Origin of the sequence: Exiguobacterium sp. UBA6309, from assembly GCF_002439205.1 — a bacterium.
In the GTDB taxonomy this organism is placed as follows: Bacteria; Bacillota; Bacilli; order Exiguobacteriales; family Exiguobacteriaceae; genus Exiguobacterium_A.
In genome coordinates this window covers 373274-397830 of the sequence record NZ_DJTL01000025.1, presented here as the reverse complement: position 1 = coordinate 397830, position 24557 = coordinate 373274, and the positions used below count along the sequence as shown (strand labels likewise).

At 49.9% G+C, this 24557-nt stretch carries 23 protein-coding genes; 22 read left to right on the top strand and 1 reads right to left on the bottom strand.

Annotated features, from left to right (window positions below; translation table 11 throughout):
- The first annotated feature begins 31 nt into the window (after positions 1 to 31).
- The 12 genes from B3M90_RS08465 to B3M90_RS08410 all read left to right on the top strand — a co-directional run bounded on the left by B3M90_RS08465 (position 32) and on the right by B3M90_RS08410 (position 14891).
- Complete coding sequence (locus B3M90_RS08465) at positions 32 to 799, top strand: class I SAM-dependent methyltransferase (RefSeq protein WP_290783350.1); 768 nt, start codon at positions 32 to 34, stop codon at positions 797 to 799.
- A complete protein-coding gene (locus tag B3M90_RS08460; protein WP_290783348.1) occupies positions 799 to 1302 on the top strand; it encodes a GNAT family N-acetyltransferase in 504 nt (167 codons plus the stop codon). Before B3M90_RS08465 ends, B3M90_RS08460 begins: the two co-directional genes overlap by 1 nt.
- Positions 1303 to 1399: 97 nt before the next feature.
- Positions 1400 to 2269 (top strand): YitT family protein, encoded by an 870-nt coding sequence (locus tag B3M90_RS08455; RefSeq protein ID WP_023469242.1) that lies wholly within the window; start codon positions 1400 to 1402, stop codon positions 2267 to 2269.
- Between the two features lie 115 nt (positions 2270 to 2384).
- On the top strand, positions 2385 to 2759 hold the full coding sequence (gene cccB, locus B3M90_RS08450) for a cytochrome c551 (protein WP_290757463.1): 375 nt from the start codon (positions 2385 to 2387) through the stop codon (positions 2757 to 2759).
- A gap of 194 nt (positions 2760 to 2953) precedes the next feature.
- Positions 2954 to 3640, top strand: coding sequence for a cell division ATP-binding protein FtsE (ftsE, locus tag B3M90_RS08445; protein WP_035410018.1), 687 nt, complete (start codon positions 2954 to 2956; stop codon positions 3638 to 3640).
- Entirely contained in the window at positions 3630 to 4529 is a 900-nt protein-coding gene (gene ftsX / locus B3M90_RS08440) for a permease-like cell division protein FtsX (RefSeq protein WP_035410014.1), read from the top strand. Before ftsE ends, ftsX begins: the two co-directional genes overlap by 11 nt.
- 40 nt (positions 4530 to 4569) lie before the next feature.
- On the top strand, positions 4570 to 5946 hold the full coding sequence (locus tag B3M90_RS08435; RefSeq protein WP_290783346.1) for a murein hydrolase activator EnvC family protein: 1377 nt from the start codon (positions 4570 to 4572) through the stop codon (positions 5944 to 5946).
- 93 nt (positions 5947 to 6039) lie between these two features.
- Positions 6040 to 7464 carry a S41 family peptidase gene (locus B3M90_RS08430; RefSeq protein ID WP_290783344.1) on the top strand — a complete coding sequence of 475 codons (1425 nt, stop codon included), beginning with the start codon at positions 6040 to 6042 and terminating at the stop codon, positions 7462 to 7464.
- Between the two features lie 22 nt (positions 7465 to 7486).
- Positions 7487 to 8650, top strand: a complete 1164-nt coding sequence (locus B3M90_RS08425) for a PDZ domain-containing protein (protein WP_290783342.1) — start codon at positions 7487 to 7489, stop codon at positions 8648 to 8650.
- A gap of 206 nt (positions 8651 to 8856) precedes the next feature.
- Entirely contained in the window at positions 8857 to 10824 is a 1968-nt protein-coding gene (gene uvrB / locus B3M90_RS08420; RefSeq protein ID WP_290757511.1) for an excinuclease ABC subunit UvrB, read from the top strand.
- Position 10825: 1 nt separating this feature from the next.
- Positions 10826 to 13681 carry an excinuclease ABC subunit UvrA gene (uvrA, locus tag B3M90_RS08415; protein WP_290783340.1) on the top strand — a complete coding sequence of 952 codons (2856 nt, stop codon included), beginning with the start codon at positions 10826 to 10828 and terminating at the stop codon, positions 13679 to 13681.
- A gap of 100 nt (positions 13682 to 13781) precedes the next feature.
- Positions 13782 to 14891: a DUF4097 family beta strand repeat-containing protein gene (locus tag B3M90_RS08410; protein ID WP_149427770.1), complete on the top strand. Its 1110-nt coding sequence runs from the start codon at positions 13782 to 13784 to the stop codon at positions 14889 to 14891.
- Positions 14892 to 15139: 248 nt separating this feature from the next.
- Here the strand turns inward: B3M90_RS08410 and B3M90_RS08405 are convergent, their stop codons facing one another.
- Positions 15140 to 15523 (bottom strand): hypothetical protein, encoded by a 384-nt coding sequence (locus tag B3M90_RS08405; protein ID WP_290783337.1) that lies wholly within the window; start codon positions 15521 to 15523, stop codon positions 15140 to 15142.
- A 126-nt stretch (positions 15524 to 15649) separates the two neighbouring features.
- Here B3M90_RS08405 and hprK point away from each other — a divergent pair, with 126 nt between their 5' ends.
- The 10 genes from hprK to whiA all read left to right on the top strand — a co-directional run bounded on the left by hprK (position 15650) and on the right by whiA (position 24489).
- Positions 15650 to 16585: an HPr(Ser) kinase/phosphatase gene (gene hprK / locus B3M90_RS08400; RefSeq protein ID WP_035396292.1), complete on the top strand. Its 936-nt coding sequence runs from the start codon at positions 15650 to 15652 to the stop codon at positions 16583 to 16585.
- Positions 16585 to 17415, top strand: coding sequence for a prolipoprotein diacylglyceryl transferase (gene lgt / locus B3M90_RS08395; protein ID WP_290757515.1), 831 nt, complete (start codon positions 16585 to 16587; stop codon positions 17413 to 17415). The genes hprK and lgt overlap by 1 nt, the downstream gene beginning before the upstream one ends.
- A 3-nt stretch (positions 17416 to 17418) precedes the next feature.
- Positions 17419 to 18075: a pyrophosphatase PpaX gene (gene ppaX / locus B3M90_RS08390; RefSeq protein ID WP_056062970.1), complete on the top strand. Its 657-nt coding sequence runs from the start codon at positions 17419 to 17421 to the stop codon at positions 18073 to 18075.
- The gene (locus tag B3M90_RS08385; protein WP_035409993.1) at positions 18059 to 18541 is read left to right on the top strand and encodes an acyltransferase; all 483 of its coding nucleotides are present in this window, start codon (positions 18059 to 18061) and stop codon (positions 18539 to 18541) included. The genes ppaX and B3M90_RS08385 overlap by 17 nt, the downstream gene beginning before the upstream one ends.
- Before the next feature lie 30 nt (positions 18542 to 18571).
- Positions 18572 to 18952: a sporulation phosphorelay system protein KapB gene (gene kapB, locus B3M90_RS08380; RefSeq protein WP_023469227.1), complete on the top strand. Its 381-nt coding sequence runs from the start codon at positions 18572 to 18574 to the stop codon at positions 18950 to 18952.
- A gap of 96 nt (positions 18953 to 19048) precedes the next feature.
- Entirely contained in the window at positions 19049 to 20533 is a 1485-nt protein-coding gene (locus tag B3M90_RS08375) for a tetratricopeptide repeat protein (RefSeq protein WP_290783333.1), read from the top strand.
- A gap of 61 nt (positions 20534 to 20594) precedes the next feature.
- Positions 20595 to 21557: a thioredoxin-disulfide reductase gene (trxB, locus tag B3M90_RS08370; protein ID WP_023469225.1), complete on the top strand. Its 963-nt coding sequence runs from the start codon at positions 20595 to 20597 to the stop codon at positions 21555 to 21557.
- 111 nt (positions 21558 to 21668) lie between these two features.
- Positions 21669 to 22538, top strand: a complete 870-nt coding sequence (gene rapZ / locus B3M90_RS08365; RefSeq protein WP_035409987.1) for an RNase adapter RapZ — start codon at positions 21669 to 21671, stop codon at positions 22536 to 22538.
- Positions 22538 to 23536: a gluconeogenesis factor YvcK family protein gene (locus tag B3M90_RS08360; protein WP_290783331.1), complete on the top strand. Its 999-nt coding sequence runs from the start codon at positions 22538 to 22540 to the stop codon at positions 23534 to 23536. The genes rapZ and B3M90_RS08360 overlap by 1 nt, the downstream gene beginning before the upstream one ends.
- A complete protein-coding gene (gene whiA, locus B3M90_RS08355; RefSeq protein ID WP_023469222.1) occupies positions 23533 to 24489 on the top strand; it encodes a DNA-binding protein WhiA in 957 nt (318 codons plus the stop codon). Before B3M90_RS08360 ends, whiA begins: the two co-directional genes overlap by 4 nt.
- Positions 24490 to 24557 lie beyond the last annotated feature (68 nt).

Here is a 24557-nt window from a genome sequence, read left to right as displayed (position 1 = left end):
TGGTTTTTTGATCGTCAAAGGGGGAAAGGTGATGCAGGAGCAAAGTCGGATCAACAAACAGGCATGGGAGTACCGGGCGTATGAATTTTGGGAGAAACGTGACGGAACACCGGCGGAATATGCAGCGATCATCAAACAAGATCCAGCCGCATGTTTGAAGAAACATCGTCGTCATTTCGAAGACGTCGCCGGGAAGACAATCGCGAACATCTGTGGTTCGAACGGACGCAAGGCGGTGCCGTTAGCGTTACTCGGGGCAGACGTCACGGTGTTTGATATCTCGGAGGAGAATGCGCGGTACGCGCTAGAACTGGCGCATGCTTCTGGAACATCGATTGAGTATGTCGTTGGGGATCTCTATACGATCGACCTTGAACGATATTGCGATACGTTTGATCTTCTCTACTTAGAAGGCGGGATTTTGCATTACTTTGCGGACCTCGAGCGTTTCTTACGAATTCTCTTTACGATCTTAAAACCAGGTGGACAGCTGATCCTCAGTGACTTTCATCCGGTCGGTCGCTGGATCAACGCGGATTTGACGTATCGACCGCGTTACTTCGATCAAGCCTTGCAAGCGGGTGACTTGGCGTATAAAACGCACTTTACGAATGAGGAACAAGTCGATTTTCCAGACGTTTCTGTTCGCTATTTTACATTGAGTGAGATCTTAAACGGGATTCTTCAAACACGTTTCATATTAGACCGATTCGACGAGCATCGTGGCTGGAACGGTGAAAACATCCCGACCGAGTTCACGCTTCTCGCAACCAAACCACTTGAAGGGAGCAATAACTAATGATCATCCGTAAAGAAGGCTTCAAGGACGCAACGGGAATCCGGCTCGTCCATGAAGCGGCATTCGAACAACCAAACGAAGCGAATCTCGTTGTTGCGTTACGCGAGGAAGAAGCCGCGCAACCAGTCTTCGGTCGCGTCGCCGTGACTGATAAAGGAGAAATCGTTGGTCATGTCCTGTTGAGCCGGATCCATATCGATGACATCCCGTCGCTTGCCTTAGCGCCGGTCGGTGTCCTGCCCGCTTGGCAGCGAAAGGGTATCGGCTCTGAATTGATCCGTCAAGTGATCGAGGATGCGCGGGACGCCGGGGAATCCCACATCGTCGTCCTCGGTCACGACAGCTATTATCCACAGTTCGGCTTTGAACGGGCGATTGACTACGGTATCAAGCCGCCGTTCCCCGTTCCGCCGGAGGTCTTTCTCGTTCTTGCACTCGAACGGAATGGATTACGTGGCGTTAGCGGTATCGTTCGCTACAGTCCACCCTTTAGTACGGTATAAAGGGAACACTGTGAGTTGTTCCCCCTGTCTAGTCGTTGTCTGACTTTTCCGCTAAAATGAAACACGAGAATCAATTGATAAGGGGAAATGAAATGTCATGACATCGACACGTCAGGAAGTCGTGCGCGATTATGCGTATTTGTTAATCGGGTCCTTGTTCGTCGCAAGTGCCTTTAGTTTATTTTTAGCACCGAACCAACTCGCCTCAGGGGGCGTCAGTGGCTTATCGATCGTCTTGAACGATTTGTTCGGAATTTCGCCAGGATTGTTCCAACTCGTCGCGAACGTCGTCTTGCTTGCGATCGGTTGGATGATCCTCGGGATGGGCTTTGGTGTCAAATCACTCGTCGGGTCGATCTTCTTACCGGTCGTCATTCTCGTATATGAGCGGTTCGATGTTCCGGCTGCGACAATGAATCCGATGCTTGCTGCAATCTTCGGTGGTGCCGGGGTCGGGATTGGACTCGGTCTGATCTTCCGGGGGCGAGCGTCGACCGGAGGAATGGATTTGATTGCGCAAATCCTGCATCGTTTCACGAAATTGCCACTTCATCTGTGTATCGCCTTGCTTGACGGAACAATCGTCATCAGTGCGGCGACGATCTTCTCGCTTGAGATTGGGCTGTATGCACTCGTCGCTTTGTTCATTACGATCAAGATGATCGACGTCGTCCAGCTTGGGATCACGAACGACAAACTCGCTTATATCATCTCTGATCAACGGGAAGCGTTAGTGAAGGAAATCTTCGAGACGCTCGATCGCGGGGCGACGGAAATCGAGGCGGCAGGTGCGTTCACACGGACACGGAAACCGATGCTAATGGTCGTCGTTCGTCAAGGGGAAATCACGACGCTCAAAGAAATCGTCAAACACATCGATCCATCGGCATTCCTCGTCGTCAGTGAAGCCCATGAGGTGCTCGGACTCGGGTTTACAGACGATAAACGCTACCGTAATGTGCCATAATCGTTCTTGAAACGTGAAGTTTTTGTGAAATCACGCTTAACTCCTCCGGATAACGGTTATACTCTAACTAGGTCAGTAGCGTTTATGTAGATACTTACAAGAGGGGGATATCCGGATGAAGCTGAAAAACTTGTTACTCGCGTTAGGCTTAGGAACGACACTTGCGCTCGCGGCATGTGGTGGTAGTGACGATTCGAGTTCTGATGATTCATCGTCAGGCACGAAGGAAGAGTCAACGATGAACGATGATTCGTCGAAGACACAATCAGGTGTAGATGCTGAGAAAATCTTCGCAACAAACTGTGCGACGTGTCATGGTAAAAACCTTGAAGGAAACGTCGGACCGAATTTGACGAAGGTTGGCTCGAAATATTCTTCAGAAGAGATTCAAAAAATCATCAAGAACGGGAAAGGGCAAATGCCTGCAGGTATCCTGAAAGATGATAAAGAAATCATGGCTGTTTCCGACTGGCTCGCTGCTAAAAAATGATTATGGGATATGATGGGGTACGAGATGACACACACGACATGTGTTCGTCATTCGTGCCTCTTTTTTATGGTATAATCGTCTGAAATGACATTTGATTGTAATGTGCGTTCAATTTTGTCCCTGTTATAATGGTGGTCGGTAGGTTTTTGGACCTATTCATTCAGCATCAGTAAATAAGTAAGGATGTGAAGTACGTGATCAAGATGCAACGAATCAGTAAGATTTATCCGAACGGCGTCACGGCACTCCGTGAGGTCGATTTGACGATCAATCAAGGCGAATTCGTCTATATCGTCGGTCCGTCGGGTGCGGGTAAATCAACATTCATGAAAATGATGTACCGCGAAGAGAAACCAACGAGCGGTTCATTTTTGTTTAAAGGAATCGAAGTCGGTAAGTTGAAGAACCGTCAAATCCCCGAACTTCGTCGCCAAATCGGCGTCATCTTCCAAGATTTTAAATTACTCCCGTCACTGACGGTTTATGAAAATGTCGCCTTTGCGCTAGAAGTCGTAGGGGAAGACAAAGCACAAATCCGGAAGAAAGTACTCGAAGTACTCGATCTCGTTAAGCTCAAGCATAAAGAGCGCAACTATCCGGACGAATTATCTGGGGGCGAACAACAACGGATCTCGATCGCGAGAGCCATCGTCAACCGTCCGTCACTCGTCATCGCCGATGAGCCGACTGGAAACCTGGACCCGGATACAGCCTGGGAGATCATGGAAGTATTCGAAGAAATCTATCGCCGTGGGACAACGGTCGTAATGGCGACACACAACCGGGACATCGTGAACAAGATGCGTCATCGTGTCTTAGCGATTGATGGAGGAAAAATCGTCCGAGACGAAGAGAAAGGAATGTACGGCTATGAAGTTTAATGGATTCCGTCATTTACGGGAAGGGGCAAAAGGTCTCGTCCGGAACGGCTGGATGACATTCGCTTCTGTCAGTGCCGTTACCGTCACGTTACTTCTCGTAGGAATATTCGCGATGCTCATGTTCAACGTCAACAAGATTTCCGATAACGTCGAAAAAGACGTCGAAATCCAAGTGTTCGTCGAACGAGAAGCTGACCAGTCGAAGATCGATGCAGTCGGTGAAGCACTCAAGCAGATGCCGGGTGTCGACTCCGTTCGTTACAGTTCGAAAGAAGAAGAACTGGACCGCTTCAAGGAGCAACTTGGCGAAGGTTCCCAAGCCTACCAGTCGGTTGAAAAGGATAATCCGCTTCATGACCGGTACATCGTCAAAGCTACCTCACCAAAAGAGACAGAAACACTTGCAAATTCCGTCAAAAAAATGGAAAATGTAGATAGTGTCGAATACGGTAAGGACTATGTTAAAAAGATGTTTAGCTTCCTTGAAGGAGTTCGGATCGGTGGAATCATCCTGATCGTCGGATTGACGTTCATGGCGATGTTCCTCATTTCGAACACGATTAAAGTCACGATCTTCTCCCGTCGCCGGGAAATCGAGATCATGCGCCTCGTCGGAGCGAAAAACGGATTCATCCGTGCACCGTTCTTCGTCGAAGGATTATTGATGGGCATATTAGGTGCCATCATCCCGATCGTCGTCGTCTACTTCGGTTACGAAGTCTCCTACAATGCGATCCAACCCCAACTTTCTACCGTGAATGCGGGAATATTCTCGTTGATTCCACCAGGTGAATTGTCGGCACAAGTCGTCTTAATCCTGCTCGGACTCGGTGCATTCATCGGTGTATGGGGATCAACGACATCACTCGGTCGTTTCTTGAAGATTTAAATCAGTTACTCAAAAATAAAATAGAGGAGAGATGCTTCTCATGAAAGTCCGATTCTATTCTGCCGTCCTGAGCTTAGCTTTGATTGGAACTAGTGTGTCCGTTGATGCCACGTCTAAAGAAGATTTGCTGAAGGAACAACAGGAGGTCGAAAGCCGTCTGAAAGAGACGGAACGATTACAGAATCAGACATCAGAGAAGTTGATCTTGACGAAACAGGAGCGTAAGGAAGCCCGTGCGCAACTGAATGAAGTCAACAGCCGTTTGGATGATTTAGCGCTTAAGATAGCCGATCAACAAGCGGCTGTTGCTGCATCTAAAGAACAATTGCGTCTGACGGAAGCAGCGATTTCCGAGACGCTCAAGGAACTGCATCAGCAAGAAGAGTTGCTTGGAAGCCGATTGCGTGCCGTCCAGCAAAAAGGAGACGTCAAATACATCGAGGTCTTGCTCGACGCAAAAGACTTTGGTGATTTGATTTCGCGCTTCAGTACGGTCAGTGAGATCATCAAACAAGATGATCATGTCTTACAAGCTTACAAGGGGAACGTCAAACAACTGAGCGAACAACGGTCGGAACAAGCACTATTGCTTGAAAGCATGAAACGGGAACAACGCAAGCTCCTTGTGCTCCAGACGCGGATCATCGCGGAGTCCGAACTGAAGCGTAAGCTCGTCGTCCAGTTGAACACGAAGGTCAAGGAACTGCAACAAGAGCAGTTCTCTAAAGCCGAGGAGGCAGAAATTCTCGCGGATCAGCGCCGTCTGATTCAAAATGAATTGATTGCCCTGCAAGAAGCCGAACGGAAAGCTAAAGAAGAAGCGAAACGGAAAGCGGAAGAAGCGGCGCGGGCAGCAGAAGCAAAACGTCAAGCGGAAGCGGCAGAAGCGGCACGTGCGGCAGAGGCGAAAAAGAAAAGATCCGATGCTCCAAGTGAGGAACCGATCATTCCTGAAGTCGAGTCACCGACTGCGACACCGGAGCAACCGGCAGATGCCGTGACGAGTCGTCCGTTCCATTTACCGGTTCAAGGATATGTCTCGTCGCCGTTCGGTCCCCGGAACAATCCGTTGACAGGAAAGCCGGAGATTCATAAAGGGATTGATCTCGTAAATGCAAAAGGAACACCGATCCATGCGGCGGCAGGTGGTATCGTTCTACGAGCCGGTAGTGCAACAGGTTACGGGAACGTCGTCATGGTGACGCATTTGATCGATGGACAGGTCTACACGACCGTCTATGCACATCTCGATTCGATCAGCGTCTCCGCCGGTCAAACAGTCATGCCGGGTAAGACGGTCGGTACATTAGGTACAACGGGCTGGTCGACAGGTCCGCATTTGCATTTCGAATTGCATAAGGGAGAGTGGGCAGTCGGACAACCGAATGCAGTTGACCCAGCACCGTACATCTTTTGACATCCCACAGAATACTGAAAAGATAGGGTAACCTATCTTTTTTTGCTATACTGAAAAAAATAATGCGTTTTTAATGGAAGTGGGGAATCAAGCGTGAAAAAATCTACAACAGCAGTGATTGCGGTCAGTACCTTCGGGCTTGGTTTAGGGGCAGGTGCCGTCGGTATGTTAGCGGCTGGCGGAACAGATTCCGTTGCAACGCAGTCATCATCTTCGAATGCGACTGGTGATTGGAAAAAAATCGACCAGGTCCGGCAGATGATCGAACAAAATTATCTAAAAGACGTGACAGATAAAGAGTTACTCGATGGTGCGTTATCTGGCATGACAGAAGTGCTTAACGATCCATATTCCGTTTATATGGATGAGTCGGAAACGACCTCGTTCAACACGAATCTGTCGTCTTCGTTCGAAGGGATCGGTGCGACGCTTGAACAAAAAGGTGAGTCGATCGTCATCGTCTCGCCGATCAAAGGATCACCTGCTGAAAAAGCTGGTATCAAACCAGGCGACGTCATCCTAGAAATCGATGGTAAGTCGACAAAAGGTCAAAAGACGGATCAAGCCGTTAAAAAAATCCGTGGTGAAAAAGGAACGAATGTCGTCCTGACGATTCAGCGTAGCGGACAAGACGCGATGGAGATCACGATTAAACGCGATACGATTCCAATCGAGACGGTCTATACGTCAACGGAGAATGTCAACGGCAAGAAGATTGGTGTCTTACAAGTAACACAGTTCTCGGAACCGACAGCAGAAGAGTTCGAGAAGGGGTTGACGAAACTCGAGAGTCAGAACATTGATGGACTCGTCATCGATGTACGCGGAAATCCGGGTGGTCTTTTGACGGCTGTCTCGAAAATGATCGCTCCGTTCATTCCGAAAGACGTGCCGATTTATCAGGTCGAGAACAATAAAGGCGAGCGCCAGCAGGAATTCGGGAAGGCAGACGAGAAGAAACCATATAACATCGTCGTCTTAGAAGACGGCGGATCGGCCTCAGCGTCCGAGATCCTTGCAGCCGGACTGAAGGAAGGAGCTGGCGCCGAAGTCGTCGGTACGAAGTCGTTCGGGAAAGGGATCGTCCAAAGTGCGTATGATTTGAAGGACGGTAGCGACCTGAAGTTAACGACGAACAAATGGCTGACACCAGACGGGAACTGGATCCACAAAAAAGGGGTCAAGCCGACGGTCGAAGTCAAACAACCGGCGTACTTCAACGTCACGAAGATTCTGACTGATCAAAAGTCACTCGCTGTCGGCGATTACGGAAAATCAGTCGAGAATGCCCACCTTGTCCTCGAAGCGATCGGTTATAAGCCAAAAGGACAGGACGGCTATTTCGGTGACACGATGAAACAAGCTGTCGAGGCTTTGCAAAAGGACGCGAAACTTGACGTCACTGGAAAAATCGATCAGCAGACAGCGGGTGAGATGGAGACGCGTCTCCTGAAGAAACTCCAGGACGATAAGAATGACGTCCAGCGGAAAAAAGCACTCGAGGTCGCTGCACAATAATAAGGAATGGAAAGAGGTCTGAATGCGCGTGGAATTACTCGATGAAATTGGTTGGACCGCGATTAGTCTCATCGCCAGTCCGACCTTGTGGTTAGCACTCCTTGTCAGTTGGGTCATCGGCATCCGGCGTGTCAAACGGGAACGCGGATTGTTTCGCTCCCGGACACACGGCAAACGAAGCGATGTCCTCGAAACACTTTTACCAGGTCTACTCGTCGGTCTCGTCTTGTCCATCGTCAGCAGATGGCTCGGATTGACGCTGACGCCGCAATACGCTCTATTGTTACTCGGACTTTCGAGCGTCCTGCTGTTGATTGGTATCGTACGTTTGAACGTACCGCTCTGGCCGATCGTCTTGCTTGGACTGACCGGCTGGTTCGTGATGGATTCACGTCTTGACTCGATCCGAGCGGTCGAGCCGAAGATGGTTTTATTGCTTGCGGCGTTGACGCTCGTCGCGGAATGTCTCCTCGTCTGGTGGCGCGGGCAGCGGCGTCTGTCACCGTCACTCGTCGTCTCGAAGCGCGGTCGCTTCATCGGTGGGCTGTCGGCAAATAAGCTTTGGCTATTGCCTTTGCTCGTCTTTGTTCCGGGTGACGTGCTTGAAGCCTGGTGGCCACGTTACAGCTTCCCAGAGCTTGTTCCGATCGTGCTTTGGTTACCGATCGGTTTCAGCTTCCTCTTTACGGGTAAGTTGCCGAAAGAATTGATGCGTCCGCTCGTTCAAGGACGTTTGATCACGAGCCTCGTCGCGATTCTATTGACGGTTCTTGCGTACGTGACTGGTCAAGCTGAATGGCTCTACGGAATCGTCTTGTTGCTCGTCCTGCACATTTTGTTGCACCAGCGGGTCAAACGCTTGAACCGGGCACAGACACCGTTGTTCCTCAATGGAACGCGTGGTGCCGTCATTCTTGGAACGCTACCTGATAAACCGGCTGCTGAGATGGGCTTGATTCCAGGTGAAGCGATCTATAAGGTCAATGGTGAGAAGGTCGATTCGGAAGCATCGTTCTACGAAGCCATCCAAAAACACAAACCGTATCTGCGTCTTGAAGTCATGAACCATAACGGTGACATCCGGTTTGCGCAACGTGCCTTTTATGAACAAGATCATCATGAACTTGGTATCCTGTTCGTCAACGAGCCGGTCCATGGTCGCACTAAAGTGCGGTCCTTACATTAACGAGTACATCCCTGTCACGGAACAGCCGTGACGGGGATTTTTTTGTTGGCAGAAAAATCGAGGATCAACACTCGAAGCAAAAAGAAACTTTTGCATTTTCGAAAAAAAGGGTAACTTCCTAAAAGGAGCACTTCATAATCGAATGTTTGTTCGTAAAGTGGTACAATAAAAATAGATTTTTTAACGTGATGAGGGGGAAGCAAACGATGGATTTTGAACTCGTTTCACCATTTGAACCAGGCGGTGATCAACCGACGGCAATCGAAAAATTGGTGACTGGGCTAAAACAAGGCGAACGACATCAGACGTTGCTTGGGGCGACCGGTACCGGGAAGACGTTCACGGTCTCGAACGTCATCAAGGAAATCAAGAAACCGACGCTCGTCCTTGCCCACAACAAAACACTAGCGGGACAACTCTACTCGGAGTTCAAGGAATTCTTCCCGAACAATGCGGTCGAATACTTCGTTAGTTTTTATGATTATTACCAACCGGAAGCGTACGTCCCATCGACGGATACGTTCATTGAGAAGGACTCTTCGATCAACGACGAGATTGATAAACTACGTCACTCGGCAACGTCCGCCTTGTTCGAACGGGAGGACGTCTTGATCGTCGCGTCCGTTTCGTGTATCTATGGTCTCGGTAACCCGGAAGAGTACAACAACCACGTTTTGTCACTGCGTGTCGGCAATGAGATGGGGCGAAACGAGATGCTCCGTCGTCTAATCGACATTCAGTATGAGCGTAACGACATCGACTTCCAGCGTGGACGGTTCCGCGTCCGCGGAGACGTCGTCGAAATCTTCCCGGCGTCACGCGACGAACAGTGTGTCCGGGTCGAGTTCTTCGGTGACGAGATTGAACGGATCCGTGACATGGATCCGCTGACAGGTGAGATCGTCGCGGACCGCGAGCACATCTCGATCTTCCCGGCGTCCCACTTCGTGACGGGGGATACCCGTCTACAGAAAGCGATCGCGAACATCGAGAAGGAACTTGAAGTGCAGCTTGCGAAGTTACGCGAAGACAATCAGTTGCTTGAAGCGCAACGGCTCGAACAACGGACGAACTACGATCTTGAGATGATGCGTGAGATGGGCTATTGTTCCGGAATCGAGAACTACTCGCGTCACTTGAACTTGATGCCGGAAGGGGCAACACCGTATACGTTGCTTGATTACTTCCCGAAGGACTTCTTACTCGTTGCCGATGAGTCACACGTCACACTGCCGCAAATTCGCGGGATGTATAACGGAGATCAGGCGCGGAAACAAGTCCTCGTCGATCACGGTTTCCGTCTTCCGTCGGCAAAAGATAACCGTCCGTTACGGTTCGAGGAGTTCGAGGAAAAAATCAGTCAGGCGATCTATATCTCGGCGACACCAGGACCGTATGAACTCGAACATTCGAAAGAGATGGTCGAGCAAATCATCCGTCCGACCGGTCTCGTCGATCCGACGATCGAGATTCATCCGATCACGGGACAAATCGATTACTTGATGGATAACATCCGTGACCGGGTCGCGAAGAACGAACGTGTTCTCGTGACGACACTGACGAAGAAGATGGCAGAAGACTTGACCGATTACTTGAAAGAGAATGGTGTCAAGGTCAACTATATGCACTCGGAGATCAAGACACTCGAACGGATTGAAATCATCCGTGACTTACGACTCGGAAAATATGATGTCCTCGTCGGGATCAACTTATTACGAGAAGGACTCGATATTCCGGAAGTCTCACTCGTGACGATTCTTGATGCCGATAAGGAAGGCTTCCTCCGGTCGGACCGTTCGCTGATTCAAACGATTGGTCGGGCGGCGCGGAACGCGGAAGGACACGTCATCTTGTTTGCCGATAAAGTCACCGATTCGATGCAACGGGCGATCGATGAGACGGAACGCCGTCGCGCGATCCAGATGGCGTTCAACGAAGAACATGGCATTACGCCGCAGACGATCAAAAAAGACGTGCGTGGTGTCATTAGTACGACAATCGAGAACGACGATACCGTCGAAAAACTCGAGAAGTTCAACAAACTCAAAAAACCGGAGCGTGAAACGTTGCTTGAACAGCTTGACCAAGAGATGCGTCAAGCGGCGAAAGACATGCAGTTCGAGCGAGCTGCTGAGCTCCGCGACCTCATATTAGAATTGAAAGCAGGTGCCTAAGTTGGGAGAAAAGAAGAATCAGATTATCATCAAAGGCGCTCGCGTCAATAATCTACAAAACATCGATGTCGAAATCCCCCGCGATCAGCTCGTCGTCTTGACGGGCTTGTCCGGGTCAGGGAAATCGTCGCTTGCCTTCGACACGATTTACGCTGAAGGACAACGGCGTTATGTCGAAAGTCTGTCTGCCTATGCCCGTCAGTTCCTCGGACAGATGGATAAACCGGATGTCGACACGATCGAAGGACTGAGTCCAGCAATTTCAATCGACCAGAAGACGACGAGTAAAAACCCACGTTCGACGGTCGGAACGGTCACAGAAATCTATGATTATTTGCGTCTATTGTATGCACGAATTGGTAAACCGATTTGTCCGAATCACGGAATCGAGATTTCGAGCCAGACGATCAGCCAGATGGTCGACCAAGTGATGGAGTTACCGGAGCGGACGCGTCTGCAAATCCTCGCGCCAATCGTTTCCGGACGAAAAGGAACGCACGTCAAGGTGCTCGACGATTTGAAGAAGGAAGGCTTCGTCCGCGTCCGTGTCAACGGAGAGACGATGGATCTCGCTGAAGAGATCACGCTTGAGAAAAACAAGAAACACTCGATCGAAGTCGTCGTCGACCGTGTCGTCGTGCGACCAGACGTCGAAGCACGTCTTGCGGACTCACTTGAGACTGCACTTCGCCTCGCGGATGGTCGGGTCATCGTCGATACAATGGACGGCAACGAATTGTTGTTCAGTGAACATCACGCTTGTCCGATCTGTGGTTTCTCGATCGGCGAACTCGAACCACGAATGTTCTCGTTCAACTCACCGTTCGGTGCTTGTACGTCATGTGACGGACTCGGAACGAAGCTTGAGGTCGATGTTGATCTCGTCGTACCGCATCCCGATAAGTCTTTGAACGAAGGAGCGATCGTGGCGTGGGAACCGACGAGCTCGCAGTATTATCCACAATTGCTCAAAGCGGTCTGTGACCACTTCAAAATCGATATGGATACACCATTCGAACAGTTACCGGAAGAGCAGCGCGAGATAATTTTAAACGGAAACACGAAGGAAGAGATTCATTTCCGTTATGAGAATGACTTCGGGATGGTCCGAAATACAAACCTCTACTTCGAAGGGGTCCTCAATAACTTACAGCGTCGCTTCAAGGAGACATCGTCTGATTATATCCGGGAACAGATGGAAGGCTACATGGCGAAGAAAGCCTGTCCGACGTGTAAAGGACACCGCTTGAAACGGGAATCACTCGCCGTCAAAGTATCCGATCACCATATCGGTGAAGTGACGAAGATGTCTGTTAAACAAGCAGTCATGTTCTTCGACGAACTACCGGAGAAGTTGAGTGAGAAGGATCAGACGATTTCGCGGATGATCGTTCGTGAGATTCACGAACGGGCGTCGTTCCTTGAGAACGTCGGTCTCGATTACCTGACGATCTCACGCGCAGCGGGGACATTATCCGGTGGGGAAGCGCAACGGATTCGTCTTGCGACACAAATCGGTTCGCGTCTGACGGGCGTCCTCTACGTTCTGGATGAACCATCGATCGGCTTACACCAACGCGATAATGATCGCTTGATCAATACGCTGAAGGCGATGCGTGATCTCGGCAATACGCTGATCGTCGTCGAACACGATGAAGATACGATGATGGCAGCCGACTACTTGATCGATATCGGACCTGGTGCCGGCGATCACGGTGGATTCGTTACGGCAGCCGGAAAACCGGAAGAGTTGATGCAGGATGCGAACTCGTTGACTGGTCAATACTTGTCCGGGAAGAAGTTCATTCCTGTTCCGTCGACACGAAAAGAGCCGGACGGTCGGATGCTCCATATCCACAAAGCATCGGAAAACAACTTGAAGAACGTCGATGTCGATATTCCACTTGGTCTGTTCGTCGCTGTCACCGGTGTCTCGGGATCCGGAAAATCGACGTTGATCAATGAAATTCTCTATAAGACGATCGCGCACGAGATGAACCGGGCGAAAGAAAAGCCGGGTGCTCATAAAGGAATCACCGGTCTGGATCAAATCGATAAGGTCATCGATATCGATCAGTCACCAATCGGTCGGACACCGCGTTCGAACCCTGCAACGTATACGGGTGTCTTCGATGATATTCGGGACGTCTTTGCTTCGACGAACGAAGCGAAACTCCGTGGTTACAAAAAAGGACGTTTCAGTTTCAACATCAAGGGTGGACGCTGTGAAGCGTGTCGTGGCGACGGGATCATCAAGATCGAGATGCACTTCTTACCGGACGTCTATGTCCCGTGTGAAGTCTGTCACGGTAAACGTTATAACCGCGAAACACTGGAAGTGAAATATAAAGGCAAAACGATTGCCGACGTGCTTGAGATGACGGTTGAAGATGCACTCGCCTTCTTCGAGAACATTCCGAAAATCACGCGGAAACTGCAGACGATCGCTGACGTCGGTCTGACGTACATGCGTCTCGGTCAACCCGCGACAGAACTGTCCGGTGGGGAAGCGCAGCGTGTTAAACTGGCGTCCGAGTTGCATAAACGCTCGACTGGGAAGACGATCTATATTCTCGATGAGCCGACGACGGGACTCCACGTCCATGATATCGCGCGTCTGTTGAAAGTCTTACAACGTCTCGTCGACAATGGTGATACGGTGCTCGTCATCGAACACAACTTGGATGTCATCAAGACGGCCGACTACTTGATTGATCTCGGACCTGAAGGGGGCGACGGTGGCGGAACGATCGTTGCTGCCGGGACACCGGAACAGATTGCTGAAGTTGAAGCATCTTATACGGGACGATACCTCGCACCTGTCCTTGAACGCGATGCGGCACGAATTGAATCGTGAAACTTTTGTGGATGAGGATTCGTAGGAAGGAACTAAGGGAACTTAAACGAAAGTATCATGTAACACACGTTTGAGGTTCAAGAATAGGAGGGAACGGTTCATGAAGCAAGATATGCGTCAATTGATATTGGAGCAAGTCAAAGAAGGAAAGTTAACGATTGATGAGGCACTCGATAAACTCGAGCGGCTCGAAGCGATCGACGAACGTGCAACTTCTGCCAGTGAACATAAGTACGTCGATGAACCAGAACAATATGATCGGGTCGACCAGTATTCTGTCGATTCACTGACAACGAAAGTCATGTCAGCGTTCGATAATCTCGTCAGCCGGATCAAGGACAGTGATCTTTCGCTTAATCAGGCGTCCGGTCCGAACGTCACCTACGTCAAACAATTCCCGTTCAGCGGTGAGACGGTTCACGTCGATCTGTTCAATGCGAACTTGGTCGTCGAACCGAGTGATCTTGAAGAATGCGAATTGACGGTGACAGGACGTCCGCTCCGCCGCCAACAGGTGACGGAAGAACAGGCGCTTGAGCAACTTCAAGCCGCTGTGCAACACGCGGTATCGGCGAACACACTCTCGATCCGTTTGAAGGATAAGAGTGTCCGTGCGACAGTCCATCTGAAAGTACCACGCCGTCATTACGAATCATTCGTCTTACAGACGTTGAACGGGGAAATTTCGTTGACGTCACTTGATACGACATCCGCTCAACTGATGACAGCGAACGGTCGAGTCAATGTCCGTGACCTCTTCAGTGAAGATGTCAAAGTATCGACAGCGAACGGCTCGATCGAAATCGAAGAGTCGGAGTTGAAAGTCTTAAAAGCGAAGACAGCCAACGGTCAAATCATCACGACGGGTGTCTTCGAACGTTCAGAATTGAAAACAGCGAACGGAAACGTCCGTTGCGAGCTGAAGACAGCGCAAAATGCGAAAGTCAAAGCCTCGTCACTTGCTGGAAGCATCGCCTTGATGTTGCCGCATGGCGCTGAAGTCTACGGGGAACTTGAGACGAACTTCGGTGGTCTCAACTGCAACTTGGACGACATGGAATTGATTCGGGATCAAAAAGAAATCGTCAACCGGAAACTCCATTTCGTATCAGGACGCGGCCGTTCACCAAAAATCGAAGTCGAAGCGGATACGAAGACAGGTACGATTTCGGTCACACACGGCGTTCACCTCAGTCCACAAGCGTTATAAGTATACTCGGCGCAACTTCTTGAAAAAGAGGTTGCGCTTTTCTTATGACGTCGTATCCGCTGTGCATGCTTTCCTCAGGCGAGACACAAGCCGCGGCTACGTCGTTCTAGGAACGAGTAGCCGGGTCTCGTTTGTCTCTGACAGCGCGGATGTCCGCGCTTTTTCCTGTAGAAGTCGCGCGAGCGGGGCTTCGTCAGCTACATAAAAAAACCACCCATCCTCACTGAAAAGGATGGGTGTAGCCTACATCAATAATCGTAATCCTGATCCATCATCGGCTCGTCGAAGTTCATGTTCTCGATATTATTCATATCGTAACCGAACGAGAGTAAGGCAATGACACCGATGATTGCAAGGACGATCGAAACGAGAATCAGACCGATTCCGAGCCAACTCTTTCCGCGTGCGCGATTCCAATAGAAGATGATCGCGAGAACGTAGGAAATGAACGAACCACTGATGAAGATTCCGATGATCGAGATGATGAAGAATAAGAGGGCAGTTTGATCCTGATTACGCGAATACGCTTTCCACATATCAATCAGTGAGATGATGAGATAGACGAAACCAGCAATTGCTAGAACCGCAAATATGATAATGACTAAAATCAATCCGATACCACCGCCTGACATCACGGCAAAACCTCCTTCAAAATATTAACTCTTTATTCCATTCCCAAGAAATCATGCTTCTAATCCAATTCCATGAACCGAATAAAAATATGGTACAATACTTCAAGTGAAAGGGGCTGACGAAGCGTGCAACCAAAAGTGCGAACAGCTGAAATCGTAAAACAATTCAATCTCCACATCGTCACGGGAGAAGAAGGCTTACATCGCCCGATTCTAACGGCTGATTTGTGCCGACCTGGCCTTGTGCTTGCCGGTTATTATGCCTATTACCCGGCAGAACGTCTTCAAATTCTCGGAAAAACAGAATTGACGTTCTTCAATAATTTAACGTACGAGGAACAACGTGAACGAGCGAACGTCCTTTGTACAGATGAAACACCTGGTATTTTGATCACACGTGGATTTGAAGTGCCGGAAGCGATCATCCAAGCTGCGGACGAGACGAACGTGCCACTTTTGACGACAAAAGGGCATACGACATCGGTCGAGTCACAGATCACGAACTTCCTCGAAGCGGAACTCGCGCCAACGACGGCGATGCATGGTGTCCTTGTCGATATCTATGGTGTCGGCGTCTTCATTAAAGGAGCAAGTGGCGTCGGTAAATCGGAAACAGCACTCGAACTCGTCAAGCGGGGTCATCGTCTGGTCGCAGATGACTCGGTCGAGATTCGTCAAACGGGTGACGGGATTCTCGTCGGAACGGCACCGAAGTTGATTCAACATCTGCTTGAGATTCGTGGAATCGGGATCATCGACGTGATGACGTTGTTCGGTGCAGGTGCTGTTCGCTCGCACAAGAAGATCAGCCTCGTCTGTAACCTCGAGATTTGGGATCAATCGAAAGTCTATGACCGCGTTGGTCTGGATCAAGAGACGCTTCAAATCATCGATACGGAAATCCCGTTCTTGACGATTCCGGTTCGTCCCGGACGAAACCTCGCCGTCATTATTGAGGTGGCAGCGATGAACTATCGCCTGAAAAACATGGGCATTAATACAGCAGAAGAATTCGCGGGACGTCTCGCACAAGCAATTGAAGATGGGAATGGTGGTCTTTGATGGGAACTCTAGCCTCTGTACAACCAACGTTTGATCGCGTCGCAATCAATCTCGGACCGGTACCGATTTACTGGTACGGGATCGTCATCGCACTCGGTGCGGTCGTCGGTCTGTTGATCGCGATCTTCGAATCGAAGCGGATCGGCTTCAATGAAGAGTATGCGGTCGATGTCGTCATCTGGTCAATTCCGATTAGTATCATCTGTGCCCGGATTTACTACGTCGCGTTCGAGTGGGACTACTACAGTCAGCATCTCGATCAGATCATCAACATCCGCCAAGGTGGAATCGCAATCCACGGCGCAATCATCGGCGCGATTTTGACGGTCATCATCTATACACGTAAGAAAAAGATCTCGTTCTGGCAGATCGCTGATATCCTGGCACCGTCGCTCTTGTTCGGTCAAGCCGTCGGACGCTGGGGCAACTTCTTCAACCAAGAAGCACACGGCGGCGAGACGACGTGGTCGTACTTACAAGATACGTTGCACTTACCACACTGGATCGTCAATCAGATGTACATCGACGGGACGTACTACTTACCGACATTCCTCTATGAAAGCATCTGGAACATCATTGGTGTCATTCTATTAATCGTCTGGCGGATGAAGTTCAACCCACGTCGTGGATATGTCTTCCTCGGTTATTTGATTTGGTATTCGATCGGACGCTACTTTATCGAAGGACTCCGGACGGATAGTCTGATGGCTGACGGACTGCGGACGGCGCAAGTCGTCTCGATCTGTTTAGTCATCTTCGGTGTGATCATGCTCGTCATTCGTCGCAATGCCGTTCGTTACTTGGACGGTTCAAAAAAGGAGGCGAAGTAATCGATGATTCGCACACTTTTGTTTGACTTAGATGGAACGTTGATTGATACGAATCCATTGATCTTAAAAAGCTTTGAGCATACGCTCAGTTACTATTACCCCGACCGGACGTTCACGGAAGCGGAACTGCTTCCGTTCATCGGTCCGACGCTTGAAAAGTCATTCTCAGCGATGAATACGGAACAGTGGAAAGAGATGGTTGCTTTTTATCGGAGCTACAACATCGCCATGCATGACGCGCTTGTACTCGAGTATCCAGGTGTGCTTGACGGATTACGTCGTCTGCATGAAGCAGGCTACAAGATGGCGGTCGTCACGTCGAAAAGTCGTCGTGTCGCTCTCCGCGGCATCGAGTTATTCGGATTGACATCACTCTTTGACGCTGTCATCGCAGCGGACGACGTAACGGAAGAAAAACCAGCCGTCGAGCCGTTTGAGAAAGCGATGCAGTTACTTGGATCAACACCAGACGAGACGATCATGGTCGGTGACAACGATACGGACATCCTTGGGGGCAAGAACGCAGGAGTGAAGACAGTCGCAGTCGGTTGGGCGATCAAAGGACGCGCGTACTTAGAAGCTCTCGAGCCGGACATCATCATTGATTCGATGGACCATCTTGCTGCTTGGCTGGAGGAACAAAATGGCACGGCGAACTGATCGGTTTCAGGTCGGAACGACGAATCCACTCTGGCATATGTACCGGACGGTGTCGTTCTTTAAAGTGATGTGGTGCTTTACGATCGTCACGATTGGCCGGTTTGCCCCGTCGTTACGCTTTAAGAACGCGCTCTACCGGACGTGCCTCCGAATGAAGATCGGGGAGAAGACGGCACTTGCCTTGATGGTGATGCCAGACACGATGTTCCCGGAGCGAATCACGATTGGTGACAATACGATCATCGGCTTCAATACGACAATCCTCTGTCATGAATATTTGACGACGGAGTATCGTTTAGGTGACGTCGTCATCGGAAGCAACGTCTTGATCGGTGCGAACGTGACGATCCTACCGGGTGTGACGATCGGAGATGGTGCCGTTGTCGGTGCCGGATCAGTCGTTCACCGAGACATCGCTCCGAACGAACGCGTCTCGAGTCAGCCGCTTCGCCGGCACGAAATGTGACAAAACTGTGAGAAGGAAGAAGGAAAAAAGATGACGCACATCCGCTTTACGTATAAGACAGGAAAGTATTTCGGAAGATTATTCGCCGAACGTCCACAAGGTCTCGTCGTGGAGGTGCTGGCTGTCGAGAAGCATCCGGTTCAAGGAGATCTTCATCAACCGAACCAAGTCGATGTCCCGCTCTTTCATATCCGGACCGCCTTGCATAAGCACGAAAAGATCACGGTTTCGCCCGCAGTCGTTTATGCATATGACGGAGAGATTCCCGATTATGCGACGAGCTTACGGCAGGCATATGACAAGGACGTGGCACGTCTTGAAGGACTGAATCCAGAGACGGATGCTTTTGTACGAAAATGCTTAGAGAATTACAAAGAACTGGAATCGATTTATGCGAAACGCTGGGGATGAACTCCGGCGTTTTTTTCTGTTGCATGCCTTCTAGAGATAGGGTATTCTTGTGTCTGCAACTACGAAACCAGTTTACTATTTATGGGGGCTTGAATCATGATGGAATTAACCAAATACAAAGCAGACCCCTTTGCGATAACAGCGCGCCAAGCGGAACTTTTTTATTTCCGCGGACGGAAGGCGCACCGGGAAGGGCGACTGGATGAAGCCGTCTATCATTTAGATGAGGCGACGACACTTCAGCCAGCGGACATCCGTTATTTGCTCCGTTATGCCCGTGTCTTATTCGAGACAGGAGAAATCAATCATGCGAATGATGTCTTGAAACAAGTACGCGCACTCGACGCATCAAATACGGAAGCACTCTTTTATTTAGCGAATAACTACGCACACGTCTCACTTTATGAAGAAGCGCGACAGCATGCGATGGAATATTTAGAGCAAGCACCAAACGGTAAACACGCGGAGGCATCGGCCGCACTCGTGGAACTGATTGATCTCGAACAAGAGATGGAAGACGATGAAGAGGACGAATTGATTCGTCTGCACGGTCAAGCACAACGCCAGATCGATAAAGGGATGCTGTTCGCGGCACAGGAGACGTTGACTGGACTGATTGCCCAGTACCCGACGTTCTGGCCTGCCTACAACAACCTCGCGATCGTCGAGTTCTATTTAGGAGAGAATGATCAGGCATTCGCTTCCCTCGAACGGGTCCTTGAAGGAAACCCGGGGAATTTGCATGCCCTCTGTAACACGCTCGTCTTACTACACGAGATGGGACAGGACGAAGAGGCGCATCGTCTCTCTCGTCAGCTCGAACACGTCCGTTCCGTGCATCTTGAGACACGTTATAAGGTCGCATCAACACTTGCGATCATCGGACGATACGATATCGCCTATGAAGAGTTGAAGTTGCTCGAGCGTCGCGGGTACCGAGGAGATCCCCTCTTTGGGCACTGGTTATCGATCTCTGCTTATAAGACAGGACATGTCGAAGAGGCAGCCGCTTTCTTAAAGTCAGACGAAGCACAAGCGTTAAAGGAAGAAACGGATACGTATGACATCCGCCACAACCTACAGTTTCGCTCGGCACTCATCCAAGCGTTGAAGACGGAAGATGACGTCTCGCGAATCTTCACGGCACTTCTTCTTGGCAAGCTGAACGATGCCGAAGCACGGCTTGCATTGTCGATGATGCCAGAAGTGACGGACCGAGAAGACGTCCTGTTACTGACGGAACAGATTGTCATCGAGATGGAAGGACGGACCGATGTCGTGGATGAACGCATTCACCGGGCATTGCAGACGATCCGTCTTGCAGAACGATTCGTTTCAGACGAAGAACGGATGAGTCTTGAAGGGGACTTTTATGAGCGCTTCGCACAGCTCGTCTTAAGTGGAGAATCGTTCGATTCAATTGAAGCATCCGCGGCATCACTGCTTTACCTGTTCCATGATTTACGAGACGGAATATTGATCGAGGAATGCGCATCGCTCGTCGATTGTTCGTTCGATCATGTCGCGTCAATGATCCGGACACATGAACGGATGCTCGCACCGCTGCAAGCAAAGTGTTAGACGTTTAGGGGATTCTCACCTATACTCAAACTACAACGATTACGATAAATGGGGTGGAATCATGGCGGAAACAGAACAAAAAATTTATGACGTCATCATCATCGGGGCAGGTCCTGCTGGGATGACAGCCGCACTTTATGCATCACGTGCGAACCTTTCGACATTGATGATCGAACGCGGGATTCCGGGCGGTCAGATGGCGAACACAGAAGATATCGAGAACTACCCAGGATACGATAGCATCCTCGGACCAGATCTCTCACAAAAAATGTTCGACCACTCGAAAGCATTCGGCGCAGAATATGCGTACGGAGATGTTCGAAGCATCGAAGACGGTAAAGCATACAAAACGATTCATGCACACAACAAAGATTACTACGCACGGGCAATCATCATCGCGTCTGGTGCACAATATAAAAAAATCGGTGTACCGGGAGAAGAAGAGCTCGGCGGTCGCGGTGTCTCGTATTGTGCGGTCTGTGATGGGGCGTTCTTCAAAGAAAAAGAACTCTTCGTCATCGGTGGCGGGGATTCTGCGGTAGAAGAAGGTGTCTACTTGACACGTTTCGCGAAAAAAGTCACGATCGTTCACCGCCGTGATGAGCTCCGCGCTCAAAAAATCCTTCAAAAACGTGCGTTCGACAACCCGAAAATCGACTTCATCTGGAACCATACGGTTAAACAGATCAACGAACAAGACGGGAAAGTCGGCGGTATCGAGCTGATTAATACAAAAACAGCTGACGTGACGACGCATCCGATCGATGGGGTCTTCATCTACATCGGAATGAACCCAATCACAGGTTACGTCCAAGATCTCGGTATTTTGAACGACCAAGGTTACGTCGTGACGAACGAAGCGATGGAAACGAACATCAAAGGTATCTTTGCTGCTGGTGACGTTCGTGAAAAAACATTGCGCCAAGTCGTTACAGCAACGAACGATGGTTCGATTGCAGCGCAAAATGCACAGCATTTCATCGAAGCGTTGCTTGAAGAATTACAAGAATCCTCACACGCATAATATCGAACCAGTTTCATTGAAGGAGACTTCAGTGAAGCTGGCTCTTTTTTTATGATATACTGAGAAAGAAGTGAAAAATACACACGGAACTGTTGTCTGGAGGGCGAAAAGATGGAACAGAATCAACCGCAACTTGTCATCATCACGGGTATGAGTGGGGCTGGGAAGACTGTCGCAATGAACAGCTTTGAGGACTTAGGCTATTTTTGTGTCGACAATCTACCCCCGACGTTACTGCCGCATCTCATCGAAGTCATTGGACAAGTGCGTCCTAAAATCGCCGTTGCCATCGATACCCGCGCGCGTGATTTCATCGACAGCTTTTTTGTCGTCTATGAGGATTTAAAGAAAACGGACTTACAAATCCGGATGTTGTACCTTGATGCACGAAACGATGTCCTCGTACGTCGTTACAAAGAATCGCGCCGTTCGCATCCGCTCGCACCGACGGATTCCCCATTGATCGGGATCGAACGGGAGCGGACGTTGCTCGAAGGATTCCGTGATAAGGCACAGATGCTGATTGATACGAGTGACATCAAGCCGCTTGCACTGAAAGAACGTCTCTTAAAGGAGTTCACGGAAGGCACACGGATTCCGTTCACGGTCAACGTCATGTCGTTCGGCTTTAAACATGGCTTACCGCTTGATGCGGATCTTGTCTTTGACCTGCGCTTCTTACCGAACCCGTTCTACATTCCAGAGTTGCGTCCAAAAACTGGACTTGACGAGGAAGTGGCATCGTACGTCATGCAATGGCCGGAAGCAAAGCTGTTCTATAAAAAACTCGTCGACCTGCTCGAATTCCTGATTCCGCAATACGAGCGGGAAGGGAAGTCGCAACTCGTCATCGCCCTCGGTTGTACAGGTGGGAAACATCGCTCAATCACGTTTGCAGAAGCGATCAGTAAAGAATTTGCGACGCAGTATCATATTGAGACGAATCACCGGGATTATGTGTATGCGAAGGGGGAGAAGTGATGAAATGGGAACGTAAAGTCGTCGCTGTCGGTGGTGGAACAGGACTCTCGACGCTTCTTCGTGGACTGAAACATTACCCGCTTGACATCACAGCCATCGTCACCGTTGCTGATGACGGGGGCAGTTCTGGTCGTTTGCGGACGGAATTCAATATGTTGCCGCCGGGCGATATCCGAAACGTCATCGTCTCCTTATCGAAGTCAGAGACATTGATGGACCGGATCATGCAGTACCGGTTTGAGACCGGGGAAGGACTACATGGTCATTCACTCGGAAATCTGATGTTGACGGCAGCAACCCAACTTTGTAACGGTTCGTTCGTCGAAGCGATCGGTGTCATGGGGCAACTGTTGAATGCGGAAGGAAAAGTCTATCCGGCGACGGAACGGACGATCACGCTCTGTGCCGAGTTCGAGGACGGAACGATCGTTAAAGGCGAGTCGTTGATTCCGAAGGTCGGTAAGAAGATTGAACGGATATTCCTTGAAGAACAAGACGTCCGTCCGGTACCGGAAGCGATTCAGGCGATTCTTGATGCCGATGTCATCGTCCTTGGTCCGGGCAGCCTCTATACGAGTGTCATCCCGAACGTTCTGATCGACGAAATCCGGGAAGCAATCCAGCAATCGCTAGCTCCAGTCGTCTACATCTGTAATGTCATGACGCAGCCCGGTGAGACGACGGCGTTCACAGCCAATGAACATTTAGCGGCACTCGAACGCTTCCTCGGACAAGGCGTCGTCGATACGATCATCGTCAATAATGAATCGATTGATGCGAGTTACCTGAAGAAATACCAAAAGGATCACGCTGACATCGTCACCTATAATGAAAAACAATTCGAGTTAGCAGGCGTTGAAGTGCTTGCGGACGACATCGTCGATTACAATCATCACTTCATCCGTCATGACTCAGATGCCGTCGCAAGCCTCGTCATGCGAAAAGTGTTGTCGATTCGACGGATGCGTCAACTCGAAGGAAAGGAGGAGCTGACATGAGCTTTGCCTCAGAAGTCAAAAAAGAATTAACGCAGATTCCGATCACCGATCACGAGATGAAGGCGGAACTCGCGGCGCTTGCCCGGATGAATGGTGCGATCTCGTTCGGTCTCGGACGTGGTCTGACACTCGATATCTCGACCGAGAATGCCTCGATTGCCCGTCGGATCTACTCGCTTTTGAAAAAAGCATACGGGGTTCATCTCGATCTGCTCGTGCGGAAGAAAATGCGTCTGAAAAAGAATAATGTCTACATCGTCCGCGTCAAACAACAGGCGGATAAGATTTTGCAAGACCTCGGGATTTTAGGGGAAGGGTTCACGATGATTCGCTCCATCAGTGACACGATTCTAAACGATGAACGAAAAGCACGCGCATATTTACGAGGGGCGTTCCTCGCCGGGGGTTCGCTCAACAATCCGGCGACATCGTCGTATCACTTGGAGATCTTTAGCTTATATGAAGAACACAATGCGGCGCTCCGCGGTCTATCGAACGTCTTTGATTTGAACGCGAAGGCGATCGAACGGAAAAAGGGACATATCCTCTACATTAAAGAGAGCGAGAAGATTTCCGATTTCCTCAAGCTCGTTGATGCGACACAATCGATGCTGCGGTTCGAGGATGTCCGGATCTTAAAAGATATGCGTAACTCGGTCAACCGTCTCGTCAACTGTGAGACGGCGAACCTCAACAAAACGGTCGGTGCGGCATTACGCCAAGTCGAGAACATCAAGTTCCTTGAGCGGACGGTCGGGCTCGATGTCTTACCGGATAAGCTGAAGGAGATCGCGATCTTGCGTGTGACCCATCAAGACGTCACGTTACAAGAGCTCGGGGAGATGGTCGAAAGCGGCTCCATCTCAAAATCAGGGATCAATCACCGGTTGCGGAAAATTGATCAAATCGCTGAAAAAGTAAGAAACGGAGAGTCGATGACAGGGGCCTTATAAGAGGGTCGCTTGCGGGATGAACCATAGTCTACTATAATATATAGTCGATGCAACTAAATGTTCGAATT